Here is a 22,742-nt window from a genome sequence, read left to right on the forward strand (position 1 = left end):
AACGGAAAGTGAACGAATCTGCGCTCAGTTGGCGATGATCAGCAGCAAATCTCCACCCTGCACCTGCTCCACAGGCCCTATGGCAGCACGCGCGACAGTGCCGGCTACCGGGCTAGTGATCGAGGCCTCCATCTTCATTGCTTCGATCGTTGCAACACTCTGCCCAGCACTAATTGAGGCGCCCGGTTCCACCAAAAGCGTGACTGCACCGGCAAAGGGGGCCGCAATCTGCCCGGGCACACTTGGGTCTGCCTTCTCCGCTGCTTTGACCGTGGATTCAATATTGCGATCGCGCACGCTGACCGGCCTTGACTGGCCGTTCAATTTGCACATCACGGTACGCATACCCTTTTCGTCCGGATCAGAAATCGCCTCCAGCGAGGCAATCAACCGGACGCCCTTTTCCAACGGAATCACGTGTTCTTGGCCTTGCTGCAACCCGAAAAGATAATCCCTAGTATCGAGCACCGATACGTCGCCATAGCTTTCCCTCGTGGCAAGGAAATCTTTAGTTGGCCCGGCAAACAAGAGTCGGTTGAGCGTTCCGCGGCGGCTGGCCGAGTCCCCCGCAAGTCCAGCCTTATCCTCGGTGGTTAGCTCCGTGTCGCGAACCTTTATTTCTCGACCCTGCAGCGCCTTGCTCCGGAACGGCTCCGGCCAGCCGCCAGGAGGGTCGCCCAGCTCGCCAGAAAGGAAGCCAATTACCGAATCTGGAATGTCATAATTCTGCGGGTTCTCTTCGAAGTCCGCTGGATCAGCACCAAGACCAACCAGGTGCAAAGCCAAGTCACCGACGACCTTCGACGACGGCGTCACCTTGACCAGGTGGCCAAGAATTCGATCCGCCGCCGTGTACATGTCTTCAATCGCTTCAAATCGCTCACCAAGACCCAGTGCAATTGCCTGCTGGCGTAAGTTCGAAAGCTGGCCACCAGGAATTTCATGCTGGTAAACCCGGCCTGTCGGCCCTGGCAATCCTGACTCGAATGGCGCATAGAGCCTCCGGACAGCTTCCCAATATGGTTCAAGCGCGCTGACGTCGGCTAGCGACATTCCGGTATCCCTGGGGGTGTGTGCCAACGCCGCAACCAGGGCAGATGCCGAGGGCTGACTTGTAGTTCCGGCCAAAGAGGCCGAAGCAACGTCTACTGCATCGACTCCGGCGTCAATGGCAGCGAGCAAGGTTGCTAGCTGGCCACCGGCGGTGTCATGGGTGTGCAGATGGACTGGCAAGTCGAAGCGTTCACGTAATGCGGTGACGAGCTTCGCGGCCGCTGCCGGACGAAGTAGCCCAGCCATGTCCTTAATAGCCAAAATGTGTGCGCCGGCGTCGACAATACGCTGCGCCAATTCAAGGTAGTAGTCCAGCGTGTAAAGCTTTTCTTCTGGATCTAACATGTCTGAGGTGTAGCAGAGCGCGACCTCAGCAACCGCAGTTCCAGTGGCCCGGACCGCCTTGATAGCCGGTGCCATTTGGTTGACATCGTTGAGTGCATCGAAGATGCGGAAGATATCAATCCCGCTAGCTGCTGCTTCTTGCACAAACGCCTCGGTGACCTCCGTGGGGTACGGGGTGTATCCCACGGTATTTCGTCCGCGCAAAAGCATCTGCAGACAGATATCTGGCAACGCCGCACGCAAGGAGGCAAGACGCTCCCAGGGGTCCTCGCCCAAGAACCGCAAAGCAACATCGTAGGTAGCTCCGCCCCAGGCTTCGACGGAAAGAAGTTGCGGGGTCAAAGCAGAGACCGCCGGACCCGCTGCGACGAGATCCCGGGTGCGGACTCTAGTGGCCAGTAGCGACTGGTGCGCGTCCCGGAAGGTTGTGTCAGTAACAGCTACCGCTTGCTGCGCACGTAGTGCAACTGCGAAGCCCACCGGACCCAGCTCAGCGAGCCGTTGCCGGGAACCGTGCCCAGCTTCCAACGTGGTGTTCTTCACGACCGGAAGCTTTGCCTCCGGGGCCGAATGCACGGTCAATTCGCCATGTGGCTTATTGACGGTGACATCTGCCAACCAGGTCAGCAACTTGGTACCACGATCGGCCGAGGGCCGAATTTTAAGCAGCTCTGGGCGTTCCTCAATGAAGCTGGTGGCTACGTTTCCGGCGACAAAATCCGGATCGTCCAGCACAGCTTGCAAGAACGGAATATTGGTTGAGACACCACGAATCCGGAACTCCGCCAAAGCACGCCGAGCCCGCGCAACCGCGGCAGGATAATCTCGGCCGCGGCAAGTTAGCTTGACCAGCATTGAATCGAAGTGTGGGCTGATCTCAGCGCCAGAATAAACAGTGCCACCATCGAGCCGCACGCCGGCGCCGCCAGCGGAGCGGTAGCCGGTGATTTTGCCGACGTCGGGCCGGAATCCATCGGCCGGGTCTTCAGTGGTGATTCGACACTGTAAGGCCGCACCCTTGATGAAAACTGTGTCCTGACTCAAGCCAAAATCTGCCAGCGTAGCCCCGGCGGCAATGCGCATTTGCGCCTGCACAAGATCGACATCGGTAATTTCTTCAGTGACCGTGTGCTCAACCTGAATCCGCGGGTTCATTTCGATGAAAACGTGCTGGCCGGCGCGTTCGCCGACGGTATCTACGAGGAATTCGACAGTGCCCGCGTTGACGTAGCCAAGTGCCTGCGCAAAGGCAACCGCGTCGCGGTAAAGCGCTTGCCTGATCGTGTCGTCTAGTTGCGGGGCCGGTGCGATTTCGATGACTTTTTGGTGCCGCCGTTGCAAAGAACAATCGCGCTCAAAGAGGTGCATCACGTTGCCTTGAGCATCAGCTAAGATTTGGACTTCAATATGGCGAGGCCGCAACACGGCTTGTTCCAAGAACATCGTCGGATCGCCAAAGGCCGCATCTGCCTCACGCATTGCCGACTTGAGCGCCTCGGGCAGATCCTCGCGGGTTTCCACTCGGCGCATGCCGCGACCGCCACCACCGGCAACAGCTTTAGCAAAAATCGGGAAGCCGATCTCGTCCGCGGCCGCAATCAATTCGGCCACGTCCTGGGACGGTTCCGAAGATTTGAGCACCGGCACGCCAGCCTTTTTCGCTGCTTTCAGCGCTGCTACCTTATTGCCTGCCAATTCAAGGACTTCAGCTGGCGGGCCAACGAAGGTGATGCCTGCGTCTTTGGCGGCACGGGCCAAGTCCGGATTCTCGCTCAAGAATCCGTAGCCCGGGTAGATTGCATCCGCGCCAGCTTCTTTGGCAACGCGAATGATCTCCTCAACATCTAGATAAGCACGGACTGGATGGCCCTCTTCACCGATCAAATAGGCTTCATCAGCCTTCTGTCGGTGGATTGAATTGCGGTCCTCGTTGGGGAAGACGGCAACGGTCTTCGCGCCGAGTTCGTAGCTGGCACGGAAGGCGCGGATCGCGATTTCGCCGCGATTTGCCACCAATATCTTGGAAAACATTCATTCCCCTTGTTCCCGATGTTTGCTGTACTGTCTCAGATCCCTACTGCTGCTGAGCTAGCATACCGTTTCGCGAGGCTGATTTTGGTGGCGAGTGTCACTGCGTTACTCAGCAAAGTTGTCATCACCAGATGGTTTATCAGCAGCTAACCGCACCATACCTGGCTGAATAACTCGAAACTCATCCGGATCAACATATGATGAAGGGAAGTTTGGACTGAAAATTTCTACTCAGTTGGGATCTCGAGTGCAGGTAGTGAGTATTAGCTCGTTGAAGGGCGGTGTGGGCAAAACCTCGGTGACACTGGGACTTGCATCAGCCGCTTTGGCCGCAGGTATTCCCACGCTTGTCATCGACTTAGACCCGCATGCCGATGCCACAACTGGCCTGGGCGTGCGTGCGGACGCTCAGCTGGACATTGGTCGAATGCTAAAAAATCCGCGCAAAGCTAATCTGGCTGGACAAGTAGCCCCGTCTGGCTGGATTGAAAATGCGATCGCGCGCGCGGCAAGCACCTCGCCCACCGCAGCCGTCGGCAGGCGTAGCCAGCGAACCCACCAGGGCGATTCGCACCCCGTGCTTGATGTGGCTGTTGGTTCCGCCTACGCCGGAATTTTTGACCGCCCCGATCTTGGTAAACGCGATTTGCGTCGGCTTTCGGCAGTATTAGCAGGGCTGGATCGCCGTGAACGCGTGCTGGGCGATAAGCCAGACTACGAACTGGTGTTGATTGATTGCCCGCCGTCGTTGAACGGTCTGACTCGAATTGCTTGGACCGCGTCTAACAAAGTTTTGCTCGTTGCCGAGCCTGGCCTGTTCTCAGTTGCAGGCACCGAACGTACCTTGCGAGCTATCGACTTGTTCCGCAATGAGTTTACCCCGGGTCTTTCGGCGGCCGGAATTGTGGCCAACCGGGTACGACAGTCCTCAGCGGAGCACCAATATCGGCTTGACGAAATGGCCACGATGTTCGGTTCGCTTTTGCTGAGCCCGACCATGGAAGAACAAACTAACTGGCAACAAATCCAGGGCGCTGCCCGCTCGGTGCATCAGTGGCCTGGCGAGGCTGCGAAGAACGCTGCTGCTGGATTCGATGAACTCCTGCAACAAATCCTCGGCGCAACCCGTTAGCCTCACCAGGCCGGGCTTAGGCGCGCTGTCGAGCGACCACCGTCATACTGACGCCAAGGCCTAAGAGGAGCAGCGCAGCCGTAGCGAGCGCCCAGACCAATTCCGGTACGCCGGTCGCGGCGAGCGGCGCCGTGGCCGCAGACGGCGGTGTTACCGGCGGCACCGCTGGATTGCTGGGTGGGTTCGAGCCGCCGGGTTGAATCGGATCAGTAGGTTGTTTTGCCGTAACGGTAATTTCGATAGTTTGACTCATAGGCGTTGCTGGCAATTTGCTGAGGTCAACGATCAGATACTCGCCGTCATCTTGGCTACCATTTGGCAGCGTCTTCGGGTGCAGTACATTATGGATTCTTACTGCCGTCGAAAACTGCATCGATACCAAAATCATTGTCATTAGAAATCAATAATTTGCGGCCACCGTCAAGCGGGAAAACTCCTTCGATTTTATCGTGGCCAAAGAATGCACCACTTGGATTGAGCGAGGTAACCAGGGCGCCCAAGTCCAGCGTCAGCTTCTTGGCGGCAGCTTTGATGCCTGCCGCGGCAAGAGTTGCAGTGGCAGCTTCAGTCGTAGACTCCCCTACCGTCACTTCAATCGTTTTACCAGCAATGAGCAAGCCGCCCTTGGCCCCGTCATAGCTTGTACCAGCTACAGTAGCTGCCGGGCCGACGTCGGTCGCGTCTTTGAGGTCGACGTTGTAGAACAGCTTGCGGCCGCCGGGCTGCATAAGACCGTCACGCTCATCGATCAAGAATTCGGTCGCAGAAAGCGCAGTGATTTCGCTGACCGCATCTTTTGTGCTGCCGGGGTTTTCCAACATCACCAAATATTCATGAACGCTCTGATCGTTAAGGCCTATGGTGACGATTCGAGTGGGCGCGACTTTCTTCGCACTGACCCCTTTAGCAAGATCCGGCTGATTCAGCCCGCTCTGCATAATGCCAACCAGCGTGCTGCCGTCCGGGGTAATAGTCAGCCCCTCCATGCCTTGGTTGGGCGTCCGGTTGGCTAATTTAGCTGGCAGCCCGGCACCGAACGGACTCATTCGGCCGATCTCTCGCCCGTCAGCAGCGAAATGCACAATAAAAGGGCCGTATTCGTCTGAGACGTAAAACGTGCCATCAGCCATTGCGACTAAACCTTCAGAATCAAGGCCATTTGCCGAAGCGGGCAGCACATTACCGTTGAGATCTCTGATGGTTTCTCCGGTTGAAGCGCTGGTATTTACTTGACCGTTCATTGGAGTGCCGTCTGCGGCTTTTAGCGGGATATTTCGAATCAGCGTTGCTTGGCCGTCAATCAGCTGAAACTCGCCAATCGACGGCGTGAAGTCCGCAATGGCCTCGATCTTAAGATTTTTCTCCGGACCGTCAACGTTCGGACCACGATCGGTCAGCCCGTAAATGAATCCGGGTTTACCGGGTACCGCTACCACGGAGGATCCATAGCCACCCGCAGTAATATTCGTACCGCTGAAATTTTCCAGTGCTGGCAGCTGAGTGCTGAAAAGCTGCAAGGCATCCGAGCTACTGACGGAAAAGGAGTCTTTGCCGGTGAAGCCTGCCGCTGGGGTGTACTGGTAATCGCCATTCGAGCTGATGCTGAGATCGCCGTGGCTCGGCTGCGAATGCCCGACGACGGTGGAGCGGTAACCTTCGTTGCCGCCGAAGGCGTTTGCTTTGACCGCGGTATCTTGCGGCGTGGAAACCTGCACGGGCGAAGCGGCAAAAGCGGTTGATGTACCAAGAGTTGTGAGCGTAGCGACAAGTGCTACCGCCACTACCGGTAGGATAATTTGCCGAATTTTAGACCCGGCAGTAAAAGATGGTGAATGAGTGCTTGGCATGCTGAAACGCTGCCATCTTGGCATGAACGCAATACGCCTAAAAGACGAACTCCAGGTGACTAAAAGTCAGGAGATCTTTCGCGATGCCCGAAGCTTGCTGAGCTCATCATCCGGGAATGACTGGTCAACGGCATGTTCGCTGGGCAAATCGGAAAGGCTTCCTTCGACTTCGCGCCAAACCTTACCTACAGCAATACCGAATACGCCCTGGCCACCCTGAACCAAATCAATAACTTCATCAGCCGAGGTGCATTCGTAAACCGAAGCGCCATCGCTCATCAAAGTGATTTGGGCAAGGTCATCGACGCCGCGCTCACGGAGGTGCTCGACGGCTGAACGAATCTGCTGCAGGGATACTCCAGTGTCCAAGAGTCGCTTGACGACTTTGAGCACCAAAATGTCACGAAAACCGTATAAACGCTGAGAACCAGAACCAGCGGCATTGCGCACGGTTGGCTCTACCAGGCCTGTCCTAGCCCAGTAATCGAGTTGCCGATAGGTGATTCCGGCAGCCTTACATGCAGTGGGTCCGCGGTAGCCAGCGTCCTCATCCAGGACCGGCAAATCCTCAGTAAAAAGCAGTCCCTGCGCCCCGGCCGGTATGACCGCGGTGGGATTGACGGCTTGTTTCAGCTCGCCACCTTCACCCATCGGACCCTCCGTCTTTTGTCCATCAAAGTTCCCAGGGAAGGTGCAGTCCGGGCTTCGTCACAACCGAGCAAAAAACACGGCGATGAAAAATTCATCAAAGTAACTTCTCAACCTAGTGTGACGAAACATCGTCGGACATGCAATGGGAACTGTCTAATTCGACGTTAGAACCGCGGAGGCCTTTGGTCAAAGATGCCGAAGAAAATCTTCTGGCGTGTCGAAAGTTTCACCTTCTACTTAAAGCTTAGCCCAAGCGTTGAATCTGGCTTAATTTCCAAAATCTTCCGGCTCAAGGTCGTCCAAAAAGGCCCGGAATCTCTCAACTTCCCGCTCTTCACCCTCGGTTGACTCATCGTCGTCAGCATCGCTGATCCGTACGCCGGCTTCATCCATGACGGAGTCCGCGCACCAAATCGGACAAGCCGCACGCTGGGCCATGGCCAATGCGTCTGAAGCCCGCGAGCCCACCACCGTGCCGTCGTCGAGCACCAATTGCGCAAAGAACACGGCATCTTCAACTGAGGTGATGGTGATGTGCGAAAGGCTACGCCCCACAGCGGCCAAGACATCAGCCAATAAATCATGAGTCAAGGGTCGCGGCGGCGTAACACCCTGCTGGGCTATTGCGATGGCGCTAGCTTCCGGAGTGCCAATCCAGATTGGCAAATGACGATCCCCGTCGATTTCTTTGAGCAGCACTAGCGGTTGGCTAGAAGGCATCTCGATGCGGACCCCTACGAGTTCGAGTTCAACCATCTGAACCCCCACCTAACACGCCTCAGCTATCCATCCGGGCAATATGGCCTTGCACAAGGGCTGAATGCAAGCCGAGGCACAGTTCGCTGATTTCCCGCGCAGCTTCGGCAGCCCGAGCTTGCGAGGACCCATCCTTACGGGAGACCAACGGTGAAACTGCGCGCTCAACTAAGCCGAACTCACGTTCTGCCGCCGCTTGGAACGGCCGAAGGTGGCGAGGCTCAAGCCCATGAGCAGCTAAGGCCGTGCAAGCTTTAGCGACCCGCAAACTGTGATCGTCAAAATGATTGTCAACACTGCTGATGAGGCCAAAGCTCAATAACGACTCGATGAGTTCACTACTAGCCCCGGATTCGATCCGCAGCTGTTCTGCGGTCAACCTGCGTGCTCGGCCAGCTAATTCGGCGGCTAACTCAGGATTAACCGGACGTGGCGCGATGGATGCGCTAACGCGGGGCGGTAAGTTTTCTGGCCCTCCGCCCCGATCAATGGCATCAAGGTAGTCACGAATCACTTTCAACGGAAGATAGTGATCCCGTTGTAACGCCAACACAAATCGAAGTCGCTCAACATCCGACTCGGAAAACTGTCGATAGCCGGCCGGAGTCCGTTGCGGGGTAACCAGACCCTTTTCCTCATAGAAACGAATTTGTGAAGCTGTCACCGAGGGAAAGTCTTCGATAAGCTGCGCCAAAACCTCGCCGATATTGAAAATCACCGGACGAGAGGACGAAGATCTACCCTCACCCAGGCGAGTATCACTCAACTGACGGCGGGCACTTTGCAAACTCATCAATCAGTCCTAGACCGCCGGGCTGGCGTAAAAGGTCAATCGGAACTTGCCGATCTGCACCTCATTGCCGGTTCGCAAAAGCAAGGAGTCCACCCGATCACCGTTGACATAGGTGCCATTGAGGCTACCTGCGTCTACGACCCGGAAGCTTGACCCTTCGCGGCGAAACTCAACATGGCGCCGGGAAACAGTCACGTCATCAAGGAAGACGTCTGCGTCAGGGTGGCGACCAGCCAAGGTCGTTTCCGAATCGAGCAGAAATCTGGCTCCTTGATTCGGTCCGGAGCGCGCAATCAGCAACGCCGAACCTGCTGGCAGTGCTTCAACTGCGGAAAGCTCTTCGCTGCTCAAATTTGGCGTAATTACCGGTTCTGCAGCCGCTGACGGCAGATGGATCGACGTCGTCTCGGAAGCAGTGGGCGTATGAGCCTCTTCCGGCGTCGCATTCAGGGCGTCGCGCTCAGTGCCACCCATGTTGTTCCCTCCGCATGATGATGATTATTCCTAGCAAATACCTGTCGAATCACTGCCAATTGCCGCGCGCTTACCCAGCGCACCGCATGATTGCGAGGTATCAGACTACCCTACCTGTTGTTCGTACTCTGAAGCACTGAGCAAGCTGCCAAATGTGGAAGAATCCTCGAGTTTAATTTCCAACAACCAGCCCTCGCCATACGGGTCCGAGTTGATCAGCGCGGGATCGCTGTCTAGGCCTTCATTGCGACCAGAAACTTCCCCGCTCAATGGCGCAAAAATGTCGCTGACGCTTTTCGTCGACTCAACTTCGCCAACTACTTCATTTGCGGTGACCGAGCTAGCCACCTCAGGTACCTGGACATAAACCACATCACCCAAGGCATCTTGAGCGAAATCGGTGATGCCTACCCGCACCACACCATTAGCATCCGGAGCGGTGATCCATTCGTGCTCGGCGGTGTAGGACAACTCGGTGGGGATGTTGCTCATGGAAAGCCTCCAGGTCTAAGCGAGATGTAAAACGAGCTCTGCCACTGCATCACTCGTCGAAAAACTATTGCTCCCAGTCAACAGTGCCGCGGCGGTCTAGGGCAAGTGCAATCCAAATCCGATTCGGGATAGTAAGACGGCTCCGCGTTAGCAAGAAAACAGTGCATCTTGCTAACGCGGAGCCGTCTTACTATCGCGGACACGTGGTCAGCGATAAATTAGTGCCTCTTACGCGGGGATATTCAATACCTGTCCGGAGAAGATCAAGTTCACATTGCTAATAGTGCTAGCGTTCGCATCGGCAAGTAAATCCCAGCCGCCAGAGATTTTCAGCGCATCTGCGATGCTGCTGAGCGTATCTCCGGCCTTGACGGTGTAAGTCTCACCAGAGACCGGCGCGGTGCCTGCATGCGCCGGAGCTTGCTTCGGCTGAACTGCATGCGCTGGTGCTTGCTGCACGGGCGCTACTTTAGCCGGAGCCTTCTGCTGGACTGGCGCCTTTTGCTGCGGAGCTTGGTAAGCCGCCGGAGCTGCTGCGGCCTTGCCACTCAGGCCAAGTTTGGCCGAGCATGCGGGCCAAGCGCCCCAACCCTGGGTCTGTACAACGCGCTCAGCAACTGCGATCTGCTGTTCCCGTGAAGCGCCTTGCGGGCTGCCCGTGCCACCATTGGCGACCCAGGTGCTAGGCGTAAATTGCAAGCCGCCGCTGAAGCCGTTTCCCGTGTTGATACCCCAATTGCCGCCCGATTCGCACTGAGCCAGTGCGTCCCAGGTGCCCCCGTCTGCAGCTTGTGCGGTGGTTCCACCGACAGCGATTCCTGCGCCAGCAATCGCGGCGATGGCCAAAACACGGCCAGCAGTTCGGCGGATATTCTTTGTCTGCTTAATCATCAGTTTGGTTGTTGCCAGCCATCCACGCGGCTATGCCAAGAAATTCTCGGGACCGACTACCGCCATCCAGCTTCCATAATGGGGGACAAATCTGAAGCAAACCTCGTGGCGGTAGCGGATGCTAGGTGCCCATCGTTTCCACAATTGACGTCTTCCGAACAATCGCCGGAACATCCCTGGCAGAAACTTTTAAGCGACGGTACGGGAGGCAACAGTTGATAACAAATCGATAACGGTCAAAAGGCAATTCCGGTGCAAAGACGGCCCTGCCCGGATCCTTGCCGCTGCAGGGATCCGGGCAGATCGCTATGAAGTTACTGAGATTCTGGCCACATGTGCCAAAAACTAGCGTGCACCCCAGCTGCACCTAATTCATCAAACGATCAGCTTTTCTGCCGAAATTCCGCTCTTTTGTGCCATAAGTTTGCCGATGGTACTTCCATAATTGGACGGCATTAGCCTGGCAATGACATCCAGGAACTTGGCTTCTTTAGTAATCACCAGCCTGTTCTTTCCGGCCGCAACTGCAGCAAGGATTTGCTCAGCAGCAACTCGTGGCTCCATAGTCAGCAGTTTGTTGCATGAGCTACGCACATCACCAACCTGCTCCCGGCGCACGTTTTCGCCAATCCGAGCAGCATTGGCAATATTTGTCTTAATTCCACCGGGGTGTACTTGAAGCACCTTGACGCCCTGATGTGCCAGTTCGGGCCGCAAAGCCTCGGAAAAACCTCGAACACCAAATTTGCTCGATGAATACGCAGCCTGTCCCGGAACACCAATAATCCCGAACAACGAAGAAAGATTCACCAACTGAGCTGGCGCTGCTTCGAGTAGATCCGGCAAAAATGCCTTAGTCATCCTGATCGTCGCCCAGAAATTGACGTCCATGACAAACTCGAAATCCGCCAGCGATACATCTTGGAATGCGCCACCAAGAGCCACTCCGGCATTGTTGATCAACATGCTCACCCGTCGATGCTGCGATTTAACCGCCTCCGGCAAGGCAGCGATTTGATCCGCATCGCTTAGGTCCACCGCATGCGTGCTGATATTCAACCGTGGATACTTGGCCCGCAAATCCGCTGCGAGCGCCGCTAGACCCTCTGCGTTCTTATCTATTACGGCAAGGTCGACGCCGCGCAGGGCAAGTCCACGCGCCAGCGCGTCACCGATTCCACTAGCTGCACCTGTGAGCACCGTAGCTCCAGAGGTATAAGGAAATTCAGACATTTTTGTCATACCGCTTTCTCGATGAAATTCTTGCTGGACGAGGAATTTTGGCCGAATGTGTGCTTGCTGACGAACTGGAAACTTCGCGCATCGAAATTGCCTAGCAATCTGCGGAAAGCGGCCGCCCGGTCTGGCCATAGCGTGGTGTTCTTTCCGTTACTGGAAAGGTAGTAACTCGAGCAGCCGCCGCGTACCCAAACCAACCGCTTCATCCGCTTCTGAATCCATTCGTTGTATCCGGCTTGCGCCTGTGCACTTGGCACCAATCCCACCGCGCCGCGCCGCTTGGTGTGCTTGAGGGCTGCTAGTACATAGCGAACCTGCGCCTCGATCATGTAGATGATCGAATTATGACCGAGCGCGGTATTCGGCCCCACGATCAGGAACAGGTTGGGGTATCCCGCAACCATCGTGCCGCGATGTGCCTCAAAGTCTGCACCCCAACGTTCGGCCTACGAAATTCCGTCACCATCCCGGATCAGCCCGGCAATCTTGGGCTGAGTTGCCACAAAACCGGTACCATCAATCAGCACATCAACGGGATGCTCCACGCCATCTTCGGTGACGATGCCGGTCTCGGTAATACGTTGGATCGACTCCGTAACCAGTTCAACATTGGGTTGCTGAACTGCTTTGAAATAGTCATCAGAAATCAGAATCCGCTTGCAACCAATCCGGTAATCCGGGGTGAGCTTGGCGCGCAGTTGTGGATCCTTGACCTTCCGCTCCAAGTAGCTGAGTGCAAAATCCTGCATGACTTTGTTGAATCGTGGTGTGGTGAAGCCCAAATGTCGAGTTTCTAAGATTCGAAACTTTCGCTGCCGATCGATTTTTTGCAGGATCGGGTATTTGACGAAAAGTTCCCTACGGCGCTCGCTCGTCGGATGCCAACCTCGTGGAGTGATCCAAGGCGCTGTCCGCTGGAACACGGTCAGCTCGCCAGCGATCTTCTGAAGATGCGGGACAAACTGGATGGCACTGGCACCGGCGCCAATCACTGCAATTCGCTTGCCTGCTAGTTCAACGCTGTGATCCCACTGCGCCGAATGGAAGGCGGTGCCTTTGAAGCTCGCTAGACCCGCAATTTCGGGCCACTTTGGCGTAATGAGCGGCCCGTGCCCCGAGATCAGGTAGCGAGCGTGTACCGTGCCGCGATTGGTTTCAATACGCCAATGCTGCGCGATCGGATCCCAATCTGCACCCTGCAATTCGGTACCGAAGCTAATGGTGCAATTTGGCACGTTCGGCAGTTCGACGTCGTCCATCGCCTTGTCGGTCGGCTCGCCATGTTTTGGCGCCAGCAGTCCAAACTGTGCGGCTACCCGTCGCAAATAGGCCAAAATTTCTGGCTGCGAGGCGTAATTGCTCGACCAATAAGGGTTTGGTCTGAAGGAGAACGAATAGAGATCGCTGGGAATATCGCAAGCGCAGCCGGGGTACGTGTTGTCTCGCCAGGTGCCGCCAACGGTGTTGCCACGTTCCAACACAATGAAATCCCGGCGACCTTTTCTGACCAGTTCACACGCCACCCCTAAGCCGGAAAATCCGCTACCCACAATGGCAATTTCGATGTGCAGTTCAGCTGGCTTCAGATCAGTCATGGTGGCTACTCGCTAAAAAAGGTTCGACGACGGCCAGGAACGCTTCGGGCACCTCAGGTCTGTGGCATATGCCCCACTCGTTGAAAAAGGTGATGTTGTGCCTGCGGCAGCTCACGCTTGGCATTCTCCATATGTGTGGCCGGCAAGATCTTGTCGTGCGTACCCCAAATCACCAACGTTGGCTTACCCAGGGCTTTGAATTGGTCCAGCAGCGTCCGTCGCCACGCTTCGTGGACTCCTCGAAAACTTCCTAGGAAGCGCGCAGTTTCTTCTAGAGCACGAACCGCATTCGGTTGGCTAAGCATGTCGAACCCCAGCTGGATTCGCTCACTTGTCACAATGCGCTGGTCCCGGTAGAGCGAACGTTCTACATTTTTCGCCATGACCATCGAAGGCATCAGTAATTTGGGGCCAATAACAGGAATGTCTAAGGCTCGGATAGCGATAGTGACGGTTTTGCCAAACCCGGCACTGTTGACCAAAGCCACCCGGTCTACGCGCCCTGGTTGCGCAACGGCAGCCTGCATGATCACCGCGCCGCCTAGTGAATTGCCTACTAGACGTACTGGCTCTTACACCCCGGCAGCGTCGAGAAAACCCCAAAGGTACTCCGCCAGGCTGTCCAGCGTGTACTCCGGGATATCGTCAGAGAAGCCAAATCCGGCCAGATCGGGCGCAAGTACCCAATAGTGCTTTGACAGCGGGTCAATCACTTGGCCCCAGTCTTCAAGACTGCGGATGATCCCGTGCAGTAACAACAGTGGCGGCCCCTCGCCAACGTCAATGTAGCGAGTACTTCGACCGTTGATCGAAATTCGCTTCACGTCCGGTCCAATTGGCAAAACTGGCATTTAGAACCTCTCTCCATCGAGTGTCAATACATAATGTATTCAAAACATTCTGTATTGGATAGACTCTGGCCATGATCGGCACCGAAAAAATTCCCCGACGCAGATCCGAGACTCGTAAACGCCTCCTCGAGGCCGCCGGCAAAATATTGCTAGAACACGGCATTCAAAGAGCGAGCATCGAAGAGATCTGCGAGCGAGCCGGCTACACCCGCGGCGCCTTTTACTCGAATTTCAGCTCTGTTGATGACCTATTTTTTGCGCTTTATGACTACAACGTGGGCATCTATCTAGAGCGCCTCGAAGAAGCGCTCACCCAGCCCGCAACCCCAACGGACGTTCGTGAAATCGTGAGTAGCGTCTTATCGCTGCTACCGCTAGGGAACACCTGGCAATTACTCAATGCCGAATTCGCGGCTCAAGCAATGCGTAATCCAGCAGCAGCCCAAGCCTTAGCCGAACATCGAGGGCGACTACGCGAACGCTTGGAGCCGATGTGGCTAGCCGCCATCAAACGCACGGGCAGGCGCCCCACGGTGCCGCTCACCACATTGGTCAGAATTGTCATGGCCGTCTATGACGGTGCCATGACGCATTCACGCTTTCCTGAATCTCCAGCACTCGAACCCAGTGATTTGATCCCTTTGGCGCTGCAATGTGTATTTGAGGCTTTGACGCAGGAAGAAATATGACGTGTTAGTAAAAGTATAACCAGAAGGTTATCCGGTCGGATATTGCAATTACACTCAGGGTCTAGTAGACATGAAATGTATTTAAGCTGATTGAAATGACTTTGATACAGTCACAAATCGCAATGGCTGCTGGCAATTTTCCGTCGTTGAACTTATACGATACTTTCATCGGAATTGACCCGAAAAATTCTCTCATGTAACGAATATCACATGGCTGATAAATTACTGTTGAGCCACTAAATCAGGCGCTCCCACCTTCGAGCTAACCACACCCATGCGCCAATCAGGCCCGGTAGCTCAAGGAGTAGCGGCACTCTCGAGCATTTATGCAACAAATTGTCGCTTAATAATATTGAATCGCTTATCGCAATTAACTTCGCAAAAAAATATGCCAGATGTATTTCAATATATTTCAGATTTAATAACTTTGAGCACCTAACAGGTAAACAAGACGTACATCCTTCAATCACCGCTTGACGCATGGAATTATGACTCTACAATAAAGATTGCAGTAAGCAGGAGATTATTTTCTTCGCTAAACGCCTTTGCCGGTTAACTTTTTTACATTGGAGCCTTTCGGCATCCAGGGATGGGAAATTCCATGCGCCCTGATATTGCACATCGCATCTCGATCATCGCGATAAGCCCTTTCGCCACTCCGGACGCACGGCTAGCAGCCGCAGCATCAAACTCCGGAGCATTGGGTGTACTCGATCTGGGCGCATCTGCGAACCAAGCTCAAGACGCGCTCCGTTCTTTGCGGAAATGGACCTCTGAACCTTTCGGAATCCGGGTAGATACCGCTTGTGCCCTGCGCCCAGAGCAAGTCTTCGCTGAGGGCCAACCGCATCCAAGCCATGTTCTCTTAGCCCGCGAAGTTGCCGCAGTCAAAGACTGGGCACCTGGCGCTCTGCCCGCAGTAACTGTCGTCTTTGCCGAAGTAAGGACTCTCGACGAAGCGCTGGTTGCCCAGCGTGCCGGAGTTCATGGTCTCATCGCCCACGGGAGCGACGGCGGTGGCCTGGTTGGCCCGCTCAGCTCGTTCGTGCTGCTTCAACAGCTGACCAGTTCGACCGACATTGAGCTACGGGTATGGGCCAGCGGCGGAATCGGAGCTCATACGGCTCGCGCTGCTCTTGCTGGCGGGGCAGCCGGCGTGGTGCTAGACACCCAGCTTGCGTTGCTCGCCGAAGCTGAGACATCGCCCGAGCTCAGCAACGCGCTGGCCGGTATGGATGGCTCTGAAACCGTCGTCATTGACGGGTATCGGGTGCTCCGCCGGCGTGGCCCTGGCCGCGATAAGTCGGCAGCGGAAATCTCACTCCCCGCTGGACTTGGCAGCAATGACCTCAACAATCAGTTGGTCCCGATTGGCCAGGACGGCTTTCTCGCAGCGCGCTTCAAATCACTTTGGCGTACCGTACCAGCAGCGGTAAAAGGGCTACGCAAAGCAATCGAGCTGCCCACCGACACTTCGATCCTGCTGGCTGATTCTCCGTTAGCGCAGGCAATGGGAACTCGCCTAGGCCTGGCACAAGGACCAATGACTCGGGTAAGTGACCAGCCCGAGTTCGCTACCGCGGTGGCCCAGGCTGGCGGCCTGCCCTTCATCGCGCTGGCGTTGTCCAATGCGGAGCAAAGCCGCAAGATGCTTGAAGGTACCCGCGATCAGATTGGCAACAAGCCCTGGGGCGTGGGCATCTTGGGCTTTGCCGACGACGCAACTAAGGACGCTCAGCTAGAAATCGTGCATGAAGTGCGTCCCAGCCACGCAATCATCGCCGGTGGCCGGCCTGCCCAGGCGGCAGCGCTGGAAGCAGTGGGCATCAAGACTTTTCTGCACGTGCCCTCCCCCGCACTTTTGGATCAGTTCCTCACCGCTGGCGCACGCCGCTTCATTTTCGAAGGTTCTGAATGTGGCGGACATATTGGTCCGCGCAATAGCTTCGCGCTCTGGGAGGCGCAGCTGGCGGTATTGGAAGACCGGATCGACAAGCTCGACGGCGAACCAGTCACCATTTATTTTGCTGGCGGCATCAGCGACGAGCGATCCGCGGCGATGGTCGCCGCCATGGCCGCCCCGCTCGCCGCAAAGGGTGCGCTGATCGGCCTACTCGTGGGCACGGCTTACCTTTTCACCGCTGAAGCTGTCAGTTCCGGAGCGATCAGCCGGGTTTTCCAGGATCAAGTAGTAGCTGGCGAGTCCACGGCAAAGTTGGAGACCGCGCCTGGGCACGCTACCCGCTGCGTCACGAGCCCCTTCACCGAGGAATTTTTGGCCATCAAGGCCAGGCTCAGCGCCGAAGGAACTCAAGATCGCGACGCTTGGCAAGAGCTAGAGGCACTCAATCTGGGTCGCTTGCGATTGGCCAGCAAAGGCATTGAGCGAATCGGTTCCGAGTTGCTTGAAGTTGATGCTGATCGGCAGCTTTCCGAAGGCATGTTCATGGCTGGCGAAGTTGTCGCCTTGCGCTCATCGATCATTACTGTCGCTGAGTTACATGAAACGCTTAGCAGCCAGGCCGCTGCCTTCCTCGAAGAACACTCCCCCAAGCTCGTCGAAGCGTCAGCAGAGGCTGCCACCCCAGCGCCGCTGGACATCGCCGTCGTCGGAATGGCCGGCATGTTTGCCGGCAGCCCTGACCTAGCCGCATTTTGGGCCACGATAGTGAATGCAAAAGATGTGGTTACCGAAGTGGATCCGGACCGTTGGGACCCGGCTGTGTACTACGACAATCCGACGTCGAACGGCATTCACAGCCCCTCAAAATGGGGCGGATTCCTCCCCGAAATTCCCTTCGATCCACTACGTTATGGCATTCCGCCAGCATCTCTGGCAGCAATCGAACCAGCTCAGTTGTTGGCGCTTGAGGTAACTCGGCGCGCGCTTGAGGACGCCGAGCTTAGCTCTGACATTGACCGCAGCAGAATCTCAGTATTCTTTGGTGCTGAAGCTGGCAGCGATATGTCCAATGCCAGCCTGATCCAAACAATTCTGCCGAATTACGTTGAAAATATCCCGGCAGAACTGGCAGACCAGCTCCCCCGGCTCACCGAAGACTCGTTCCCCGGCATGCTCTCAAACGTTATTGCGGGCCGTATTGCGAGCCGCTTGGACTTGGGCGGCGCAAACTACACGATGGACGCCGCCTGCGCTTCATCACTAGCCGCGCTCGATGTCGCTTGCAAGGAACTCACGCAAGGCACCAGCAACATTGTGCTCTGCGGCGGTGTTGATCTGCACAATACGATCAACGATTATTTGCTCTTCGCTTCGGTCACCGCGCTCAGCCCGACCGGTCGTTCGCGAGCCTTCGACGGTAATTCGGACGGCATCGCGCTCGGTGAAGGCGTCGGCTGCCTTGTGCTCAAGCGGCTCGAGGATGCCGAGCGCGACGGCGATCGGATCTACTCGGTCGTCCGCGGCATCGGAAGCTCAAGCGATGGAAAGTCGCTCGGGCTAACCGCGCCCCGGCCGGAAGGCCAACGTTCTGCGCTTGAGAGGGCGTACCGCAACGCTCGCGTTGCGCCATCGCAAGTTGGGTTGGTCGAAGCGCACGGAACGGGCACCGTGGTTGGTGACCGCACCGAATTGTCTATGCTGACCAAAGTCTTCCTGGAAGCTGGCGTCCCGGTTGCTAACGCGGCTATCGGCTCGGTGAAATCCCAGATTGGCCACACCAAATGTGCCGCTGGCGTTGCCAGTATGATCAAGGTTTCTTTGGCTATCTACAACGGTGTCAAACCGCCAACGTTGCACGTCAGCACCCCCAGTGCCGCTTGGACAAAGGGGCAAAGCCCGTTCGTTTTCAATAAGGAATCAGCACCGTGGCCAATACCGTTGAACGAACGGTTTGCCGGTGTCAGTGGATTTGGCTTCGGCGGCACGAACTTCCACATTGTGCTCAGCGGGCATAAGGTTTCAGCTCCACAGCGACACAGCCTCGACGAATGGCCAGCCGAGTTGTTCTTGTTCCGAGGCGAGGCGACGGACGCCATTCGCGCGGTCAAAGAACTGGGCGCGATGGTCTCCCTTGGCGACGACAAAGGTCGTCCCTGGAAGTTGCGTGATCTGGCCGCCAATAATTCGCTTCGCGCAGCCAATAGCGTTAAACCGGTCTCGATCGCCGTCGTAGCTCGGGATATTGACGAGTTGACCCTGTTACTTGCCAGAGCGGCTCAAGGCGAATCAGACCCAGACGCCGGGCTGTATACGCCAGCCGCCCAGAGCGAATCAGGCTCGCTCGCCTTCCTATACCCAGGACAAGGCAGCCAACGCCCTGGCATGCTCAAAGAACTATTTGTCGCATTCCCCGAGCTCCACGAGGTGCTGGCTTTGGGCAGCGAATGGGCCAGTACAATGCTTCCGCCGGCCGCCTTCGACGCCGAAAACTCGGCCGAACAAGTCGCACAAATAACCGACACCACGGTTGCGCAACCAGTCTTGGGTTTGGCTGCTTTGGCTTTGGGTCAATTGCTTCACAAGAGCGGCGTACAGCCAGACGTCGCCGCTGGCCACAGCTACGGCGAGCTTGCTGCGCTGGCAGCCGCCGGCGTTGTGGACGCCCAGACCTTGATCTCACTCAGTGCGGCAAGAGCGCAATCTGTGGTCAAGGCCATCGGCGAGGAGCCCGGAAAAATGGCTGCCATTTCTGCCTCAGCGGCAGACATCGAGGCTGCGCTGCAAACTGCGGGCCTCTCCGGAACTGTCACACTGGCAAACCGAAATTCGCCCACTCAGACCGTGATCTCTGGCGCTAGCGTATCCATTGAAACCGCGGTAGAAAAACTTCGCGAAACCGGGCTCAGCGTCAAAACCTTCCCGGTTGCCTGCGCATTCCACAGCCCGGTCATTGCCGAGGCTTCGACCAACTTCGCCGAAGCTCTGCGCACAGTGCCATTATTGGAAGCCAACTTCCCGGTTTGGAGCAATCGACAAGCTGCTCCCTATCCGACCGACGTCGAAGCGATTCGCGCCGAACTCGCCGCACAAGTTACTGCGCCGGTCCGGTTCATGGAACAAATCGAATCAATGTACGCCGCGGGCGTTCGAACTTTCGTAGAAGTCGGTCCAGGACAGGTTCTTTCTAAACTCGTTGCCGCGATCCTAGGCCAACGACCACACACGGTGGTTCCGCTGGCGCCCAGCTCGCACGGCAGCATCCGCGAGCTGCTGGTTGCCCTGGCAAGACTCGCAACCACAGGTATCTCGGTTAGCAGTGACTGGCTTTACCGCGGTCGCAAAATTCAACACATCAATAGCTCAGTGATTCCGACGACGCCCGCGTGGACCGTCAACGGCGTCACCATCAAAACTCGCGACGGGAAGATCTTGCCCGGCGCGCTAGCCCCAGCCCGACGTCTCCAGGAGGTCACCGTAGTGCACCAGACCCAGCAGCCAGCCAGCGAGCGTGACACCCTAGTCGCCGAATTCCTGCGAACCAGCCGAGAAATGGTCGCAGCACAACGAGACGTACTGCTCGGGTATCTTGGCAGCACAGGTTCGGGCCCAGGCTTACCGTCCAGCCCGTCTCAGGTTTTCAACCCCGCACCGCTAGCGGCTGCGCCAGTTCTGCCTGCAGCTCGACCGGTTGAAACTAGCTACGCCGCTCCCGTGCCAGCTCCGGTCTTGGCCGCTACGGCAACGCTCTTGCAGGCGCCAGCTCAGCAGGCAACCCAGCAACAGGCACCCGCTGGCCTGACACCTGCCGCAATTTTAGCCGCCGTCGTCGAAATCATCGGCGAGCGCACGGGCTACCCAGCGGACATGATCGAACCCGATCTGGACCTCGAAGCAGACCTCAGCATCGACTCGATCAAACGCACCGAAATCGCCGGCGAACTGGCCAGCAAACTTGCAGGTAGCGGCTCGTCTACCTCGTTGACCGATTCGCAGCTTGAAGAACTGTCCAAGGCACGAACCACCGGCGCCATTGCCGAATGGCTTTCGGAAAAAATTGGCACTCCCGCTGCTGCTAGCCAAGCTGCTGTCTCCAGCGCAGTTGCTGCACCGGTTGTTGAAGCAGCTACTGCGGCGGTGAGCTCGGCGAGCATCTTGGCCGCCGTCGTCGAAATCATCAGTGAGCGCACTGGCTACCCAGCGGACATGATCGAACCCGATCTGGACCTCGAAGCTGACCTCAGCATCGACTCGATCAAACGCACCGAAATCGCCGGCGAGCTGGCAGCGCGCTTCGGGGCTCAAGGCTCCGCACTGAACGAAGCGCAATTGGAAGAACTCTCCAAAGCCCGCACCACTGGAGCAATCGCCGAGCAACTGTTGCTTTCGCTCAACGGCCCAGCGGCTACGCCGGCAGCTCAAGTGACCCAGCCAGCTCAGCAGGCACCGGTTCCGGCCGTTGCCCCGACTGCCGCCCCGACTGCCAATGTCCAGGCCGACGTCCAAGGCCACGCTCCCGAAAGGTTAGTTTTTCGCAAAACACGCTTAGACCTGCCCGTTCCAACGGCTGGCGCACTGGCCGGTAGCAAGATTCTGGTGATCGGCTCCGGAGAAATTGCTGCGAATTCCGTTGCTGCGGCTAATGTTCTGGGCGCTTCTGCCCAACGTGTGGAGCCGTCCGCGGCTCTTCACGTTTTGACCGCGCCTGACGCCGCATTCGATGGCGTGCTGTACCTAGACCCGCTAGATAACACCGGCACCGCAAATGTGCCGGAGATCTTCCCGCTCATCAAAGCCGCAGTAGCGCTAGCTCCGCGATACTTGATCGCGGCCAGGCCGCTTGCCTCCGACGGCACCGGTAGCGCTGAGCGAACCATTGGCTTACGCGGACTGTTCCGCAGTCTGGCCAGAGAATATCCGCAGACTTTGGTGCGGCTTGTCGACTTGGAACCGACCAAACCGGCCGACGTCGTTGCTTCGGCACTGATAGCCGAGCTTACTGACACATCTAATGAACCAATCGTGAACCTAGTCAATGGCGAACGAAGCGGTTTAGAACTAGCCACAAGTGACTTAGGACTACTCGGTTCCACCGGAGCTGGCCCAGCTGGTGAGGGTGCGGCTGAGGCTGAGGCACTTCAGCTTGACCGAGATTCCGTGGTTGTTCTGGTTGGTGGCGCTCGTGGAATCACGGCGAAATTTTCCGCAACGTTGGCGGCAACTAGTCGCTGCCGGATCGAGTTATTCGGTCGCACCGCATTAGCTACCGAAGCTGAAGCTGCTGACACCGCGGCAGCAACCGACCGTGCCGGCCTGCGTCGAGCCTTGGCTGTGCGGGCTGGCGCTACTGCCGCATCGGTGGAACGCGAAGCTACCGAAATTTTGGCACGCCGCGAAGTGAACTCGACCATTGAAACGCTGCGCGCGGCCGGCAGCACGGTGGAATACCAATCAGTTGACGTTCGCGACGCTGATTCGGTACGCACCGCGCTGACCTCAGTCTTTGATCGCTACGGTCGAATTGACGGCGTGGTCTACGCCGCCGGCGTGATCGAAGACAAATTGGTTGTCGATAAGGATCCGTCTTCCTTCAGCCGGGTTTACAACACCAAAGTCGACGGCGCGGCAACCATCCTGAGCGTGGTGGACACGCTTCCGGTGAGCCCCGGGTTTGTGGTGTTCTTTGGCAGTATTGCTGCGGCGCTAGGTAACCGCGGTCAAAGCGATTACGCCGCGGCTAACGATGCGCTTGAAGCTATGGGGGCGGCCTGGGCGCTACGCACTGGACAGCGAGCAGTAACCGTGCACTGGGGACCTTGGGCACCGTCGGGCAACAACCCGGGCATGGTCAGCCACGAACTGGGACGCGACTACATCCGCCGCGGTATCAAACTGATTGATCCGGACGCCGGTACGCATGCACTACTGAAAGAACTGGCCTGGGGCGAGCGCGATCTCAATGCCGTCGTCTACACCGCCTCGGGGTGGTGAGTTTGGCAGCCG

15 protein-coding genes and 1 pseudogene are annotated in these 22,742 nt (G+C 56.9%); 3 read left to right on the forward strand and 13 right to left on the reverse strand.

The features are described 5' to 3' along the window. Positions 1–24: 24 nt before the first annotated feature. Positions 25–3,429, reverse strand: a complete 3,405-nt coding sequence (locus tag RSAL33209_RS11170; RefSeq protein WP_012245908.1) for a pyruvate carboxylase — start codon at positions 3,427–3,429, stop codon at positions 25–27. Between the two features lie 247 nt (positions 3,430–3,676). Between RSAL33209_RS11170 and RSAL33209_RS11175 the strand changes: the two genes are divergently transcribed. Continuing rightward, complete coding sequence (locus RSAL33209_RS11175; protein ID WP_041684718.1) at positions 3,677–4,561, forward strand: ParA family protein; 885 nt, start codon at positions 3,677–3,679, stop codon at positions 4,559–4,561. Between the two features lie 16 nt (positions 4,562–4,577). Here RSAL33209_RS11175 and RSAL33209_RS18190 read toward each other — a convergent pair whose 3' ends face one another. The 12 genes and pseudogenes from RSAL33209_RS18190 to RSAL33209_RS18820 form a co-directional block, all read right to left on the reverse strand. Beyond that, positions 4,578–4,934, reverse strand: coding sequence for a hypothetical protein (locus tag RSAL33209_RS18190; protein WP_041684719.1), 357 nt, complete (start codon positions 4,932–4,934; stop codon positions 4,578–4,580). Further along, on the reverse strand, positions 4,903–6,342 hold the full coding sequence (locus tag RSAL33209_RS11185; protein WP_199533169.1) for an esterase-like activity of phytase family protein: 1,440 nt from the start codon (positions 6,340–6,342) through the stop codon (positions 4,903–4,905). Before RSAL33209_RS11185 ends, RSAL33209_RS18190 begins: the two co-directional genes overlap by 32 nt. A 132-nt stretch (positions 6,343–6,474) precedes the next feature. After that, positions 6,475–7,059 carry a MerR family transcriptional regulator gene (locus RSAL33209_RS11190; protein ID WP_012245913.1) on the reverse strand — a complete coding sequence of 195 codons (585 nt, stop codon included), beginning with the start codon at positions 7,057–7,059 and terminating at the stop codon, positions 6,475–6,477. 267 nt (positions 7,060–7,326) lie between these two features. Then, entirely contained in the window at positions 7,327–7,815 is a 489-nt protein-coding gene (locus tag RSAL33209_RS11195; protein ID WP_041684720.1) for a bifunctional nuclease family protein, read from the reverse strand. 22 nt (positions 7,816–7,837) lie between these two features. Next, entirely contained in the window at positions 7,838–8,611 is a 774-nt protein-coding gene (ftsR, locus tag RSAL33209_RS11200; RefSeq protein WP_012245915.1) for a transcriptional regulator FtsR, read from the reverse strand. A 6-nt stretch (positions 8,612–8,617) separates the two neighbouring features. Beyond that, a complete protein-coding gene (locus RSAL33209_RS11205; protein WP_012245916.1) occupies positions 8,618–9,082 on the reverse strand; it encodes an FHA domain-containing protein in 465 nt (154 codons plus the stop codon). A gap of 105 nt (positions 9,083–9,187) precedes the next feature. Beyond that, entirely contained in the window at positions 9,188–9,574 is a 387-nt protein-coding gene (gene gcvH, locus RSAL33209_RS11210; RefSeq protein ID WP_012245917.1) for a glycine cleavage system protein GcvH, read from the reverse strand. A gap of 228 nt (positions 9,575–9,802) precedes the next feature. Next, positions 9,803–10,465: a transglycosylase family protein gene (locus tag RSAL33209_RS11215; protein WP_012245918.1), complete on the reverse strand. Its 663-nt coding sequence runs from the start codon at positions 10,463–10,465 to the stop codon at positions 9,803–9,805. 375 nt (positions 10,466–10,840) lie between these two features. Continuing rightward, positions 10,841–11,698, reverse strand: coding sequence for an SDR family NAD(P)-dependent oxidoreductase (locus RSAL33209_RS11220; RefSeq protein WP_012245919.1), 858 nt, complete (start codon positions 11,696–11,698; stop codon positions 10,841–10,843). 5 nt (positions 11,699–11,703) lie between these two features. After that, entirely contained in the window at positions 11,704–12,108 is a 405-nt protein-coding gene (locus tag RSAL33209_RS17585) for a hypothetical protein (protein WP_012245920.1), read from the reverse strand. A gap of 42 nt (positions 12,109–12,150) precedes the next feature. Then, positions 12,151–13,299 (reverse strand): flavin-containing monooxygenase, encoded by a 1,149-nt coding sequence (locus RSAL33209_RS11225; RefSeq protein ID WP_012245921.1) that lies wholly within the window; start codon positions 13,297–13,299, stop codon positions 12,151–12,153. A gap of 53 nt (positions 13,300–13,352) precedes the next feature. Further along, positions 13,353–14,150, reverse strand: a pseudogene (locus RSAL33209_RS18820) (alpha/beta fold hydrolase). A gap of 71 nt (positions 14,151–14,221) precedes the next feature. Between RSAL33209_RS18820 and RSAL33209_RS11235 the strand changes: the two are divergent. Together RSAL33209_RS11235 and RSAL33209_RS11240 are read left to right on the forward strand one after the other, a co-directional pair. Then, positions 14,222–14,839 carry a TetR/AcrR family transcriptional regulator gene (locus RSAL33209_RS11235; RefSeq protein WP_012245924.1) on the forward strand — a complete coding sequence of 206 codons (618 nt, stop codon included), beginning with the start codon at positions 14,222–14,224 and terminating at the stop codon, positions 14,837–14,839. Positions 14,840–15,440: 601 nt separating this feature from the next. Beyond that, a complete protein-coding gene (locus RSAL33209_RS11240) occupies positions 15,441–22,730 on the forward strand; it encodes a type I polyketide synthase (RefSeq protein ID WP_041685652.1) in 7,290 nt (2,429 codons plus the stop codon). Positions 22,731–22,742: the final 12 nt, after the last annotated feature.

Origin of the sequence: Renibacterium salmoninarum ATCC 33209, from assembly GCF_000018885.1 — a bacterium.
In the GTDB taxonomy this organism is placed as follows: Bacteria; Actinomycetota; Actinomycetes; order Actinomycetales; family Micrococcaceae; genus Renibacterium; species Renibacterium salmoninarum.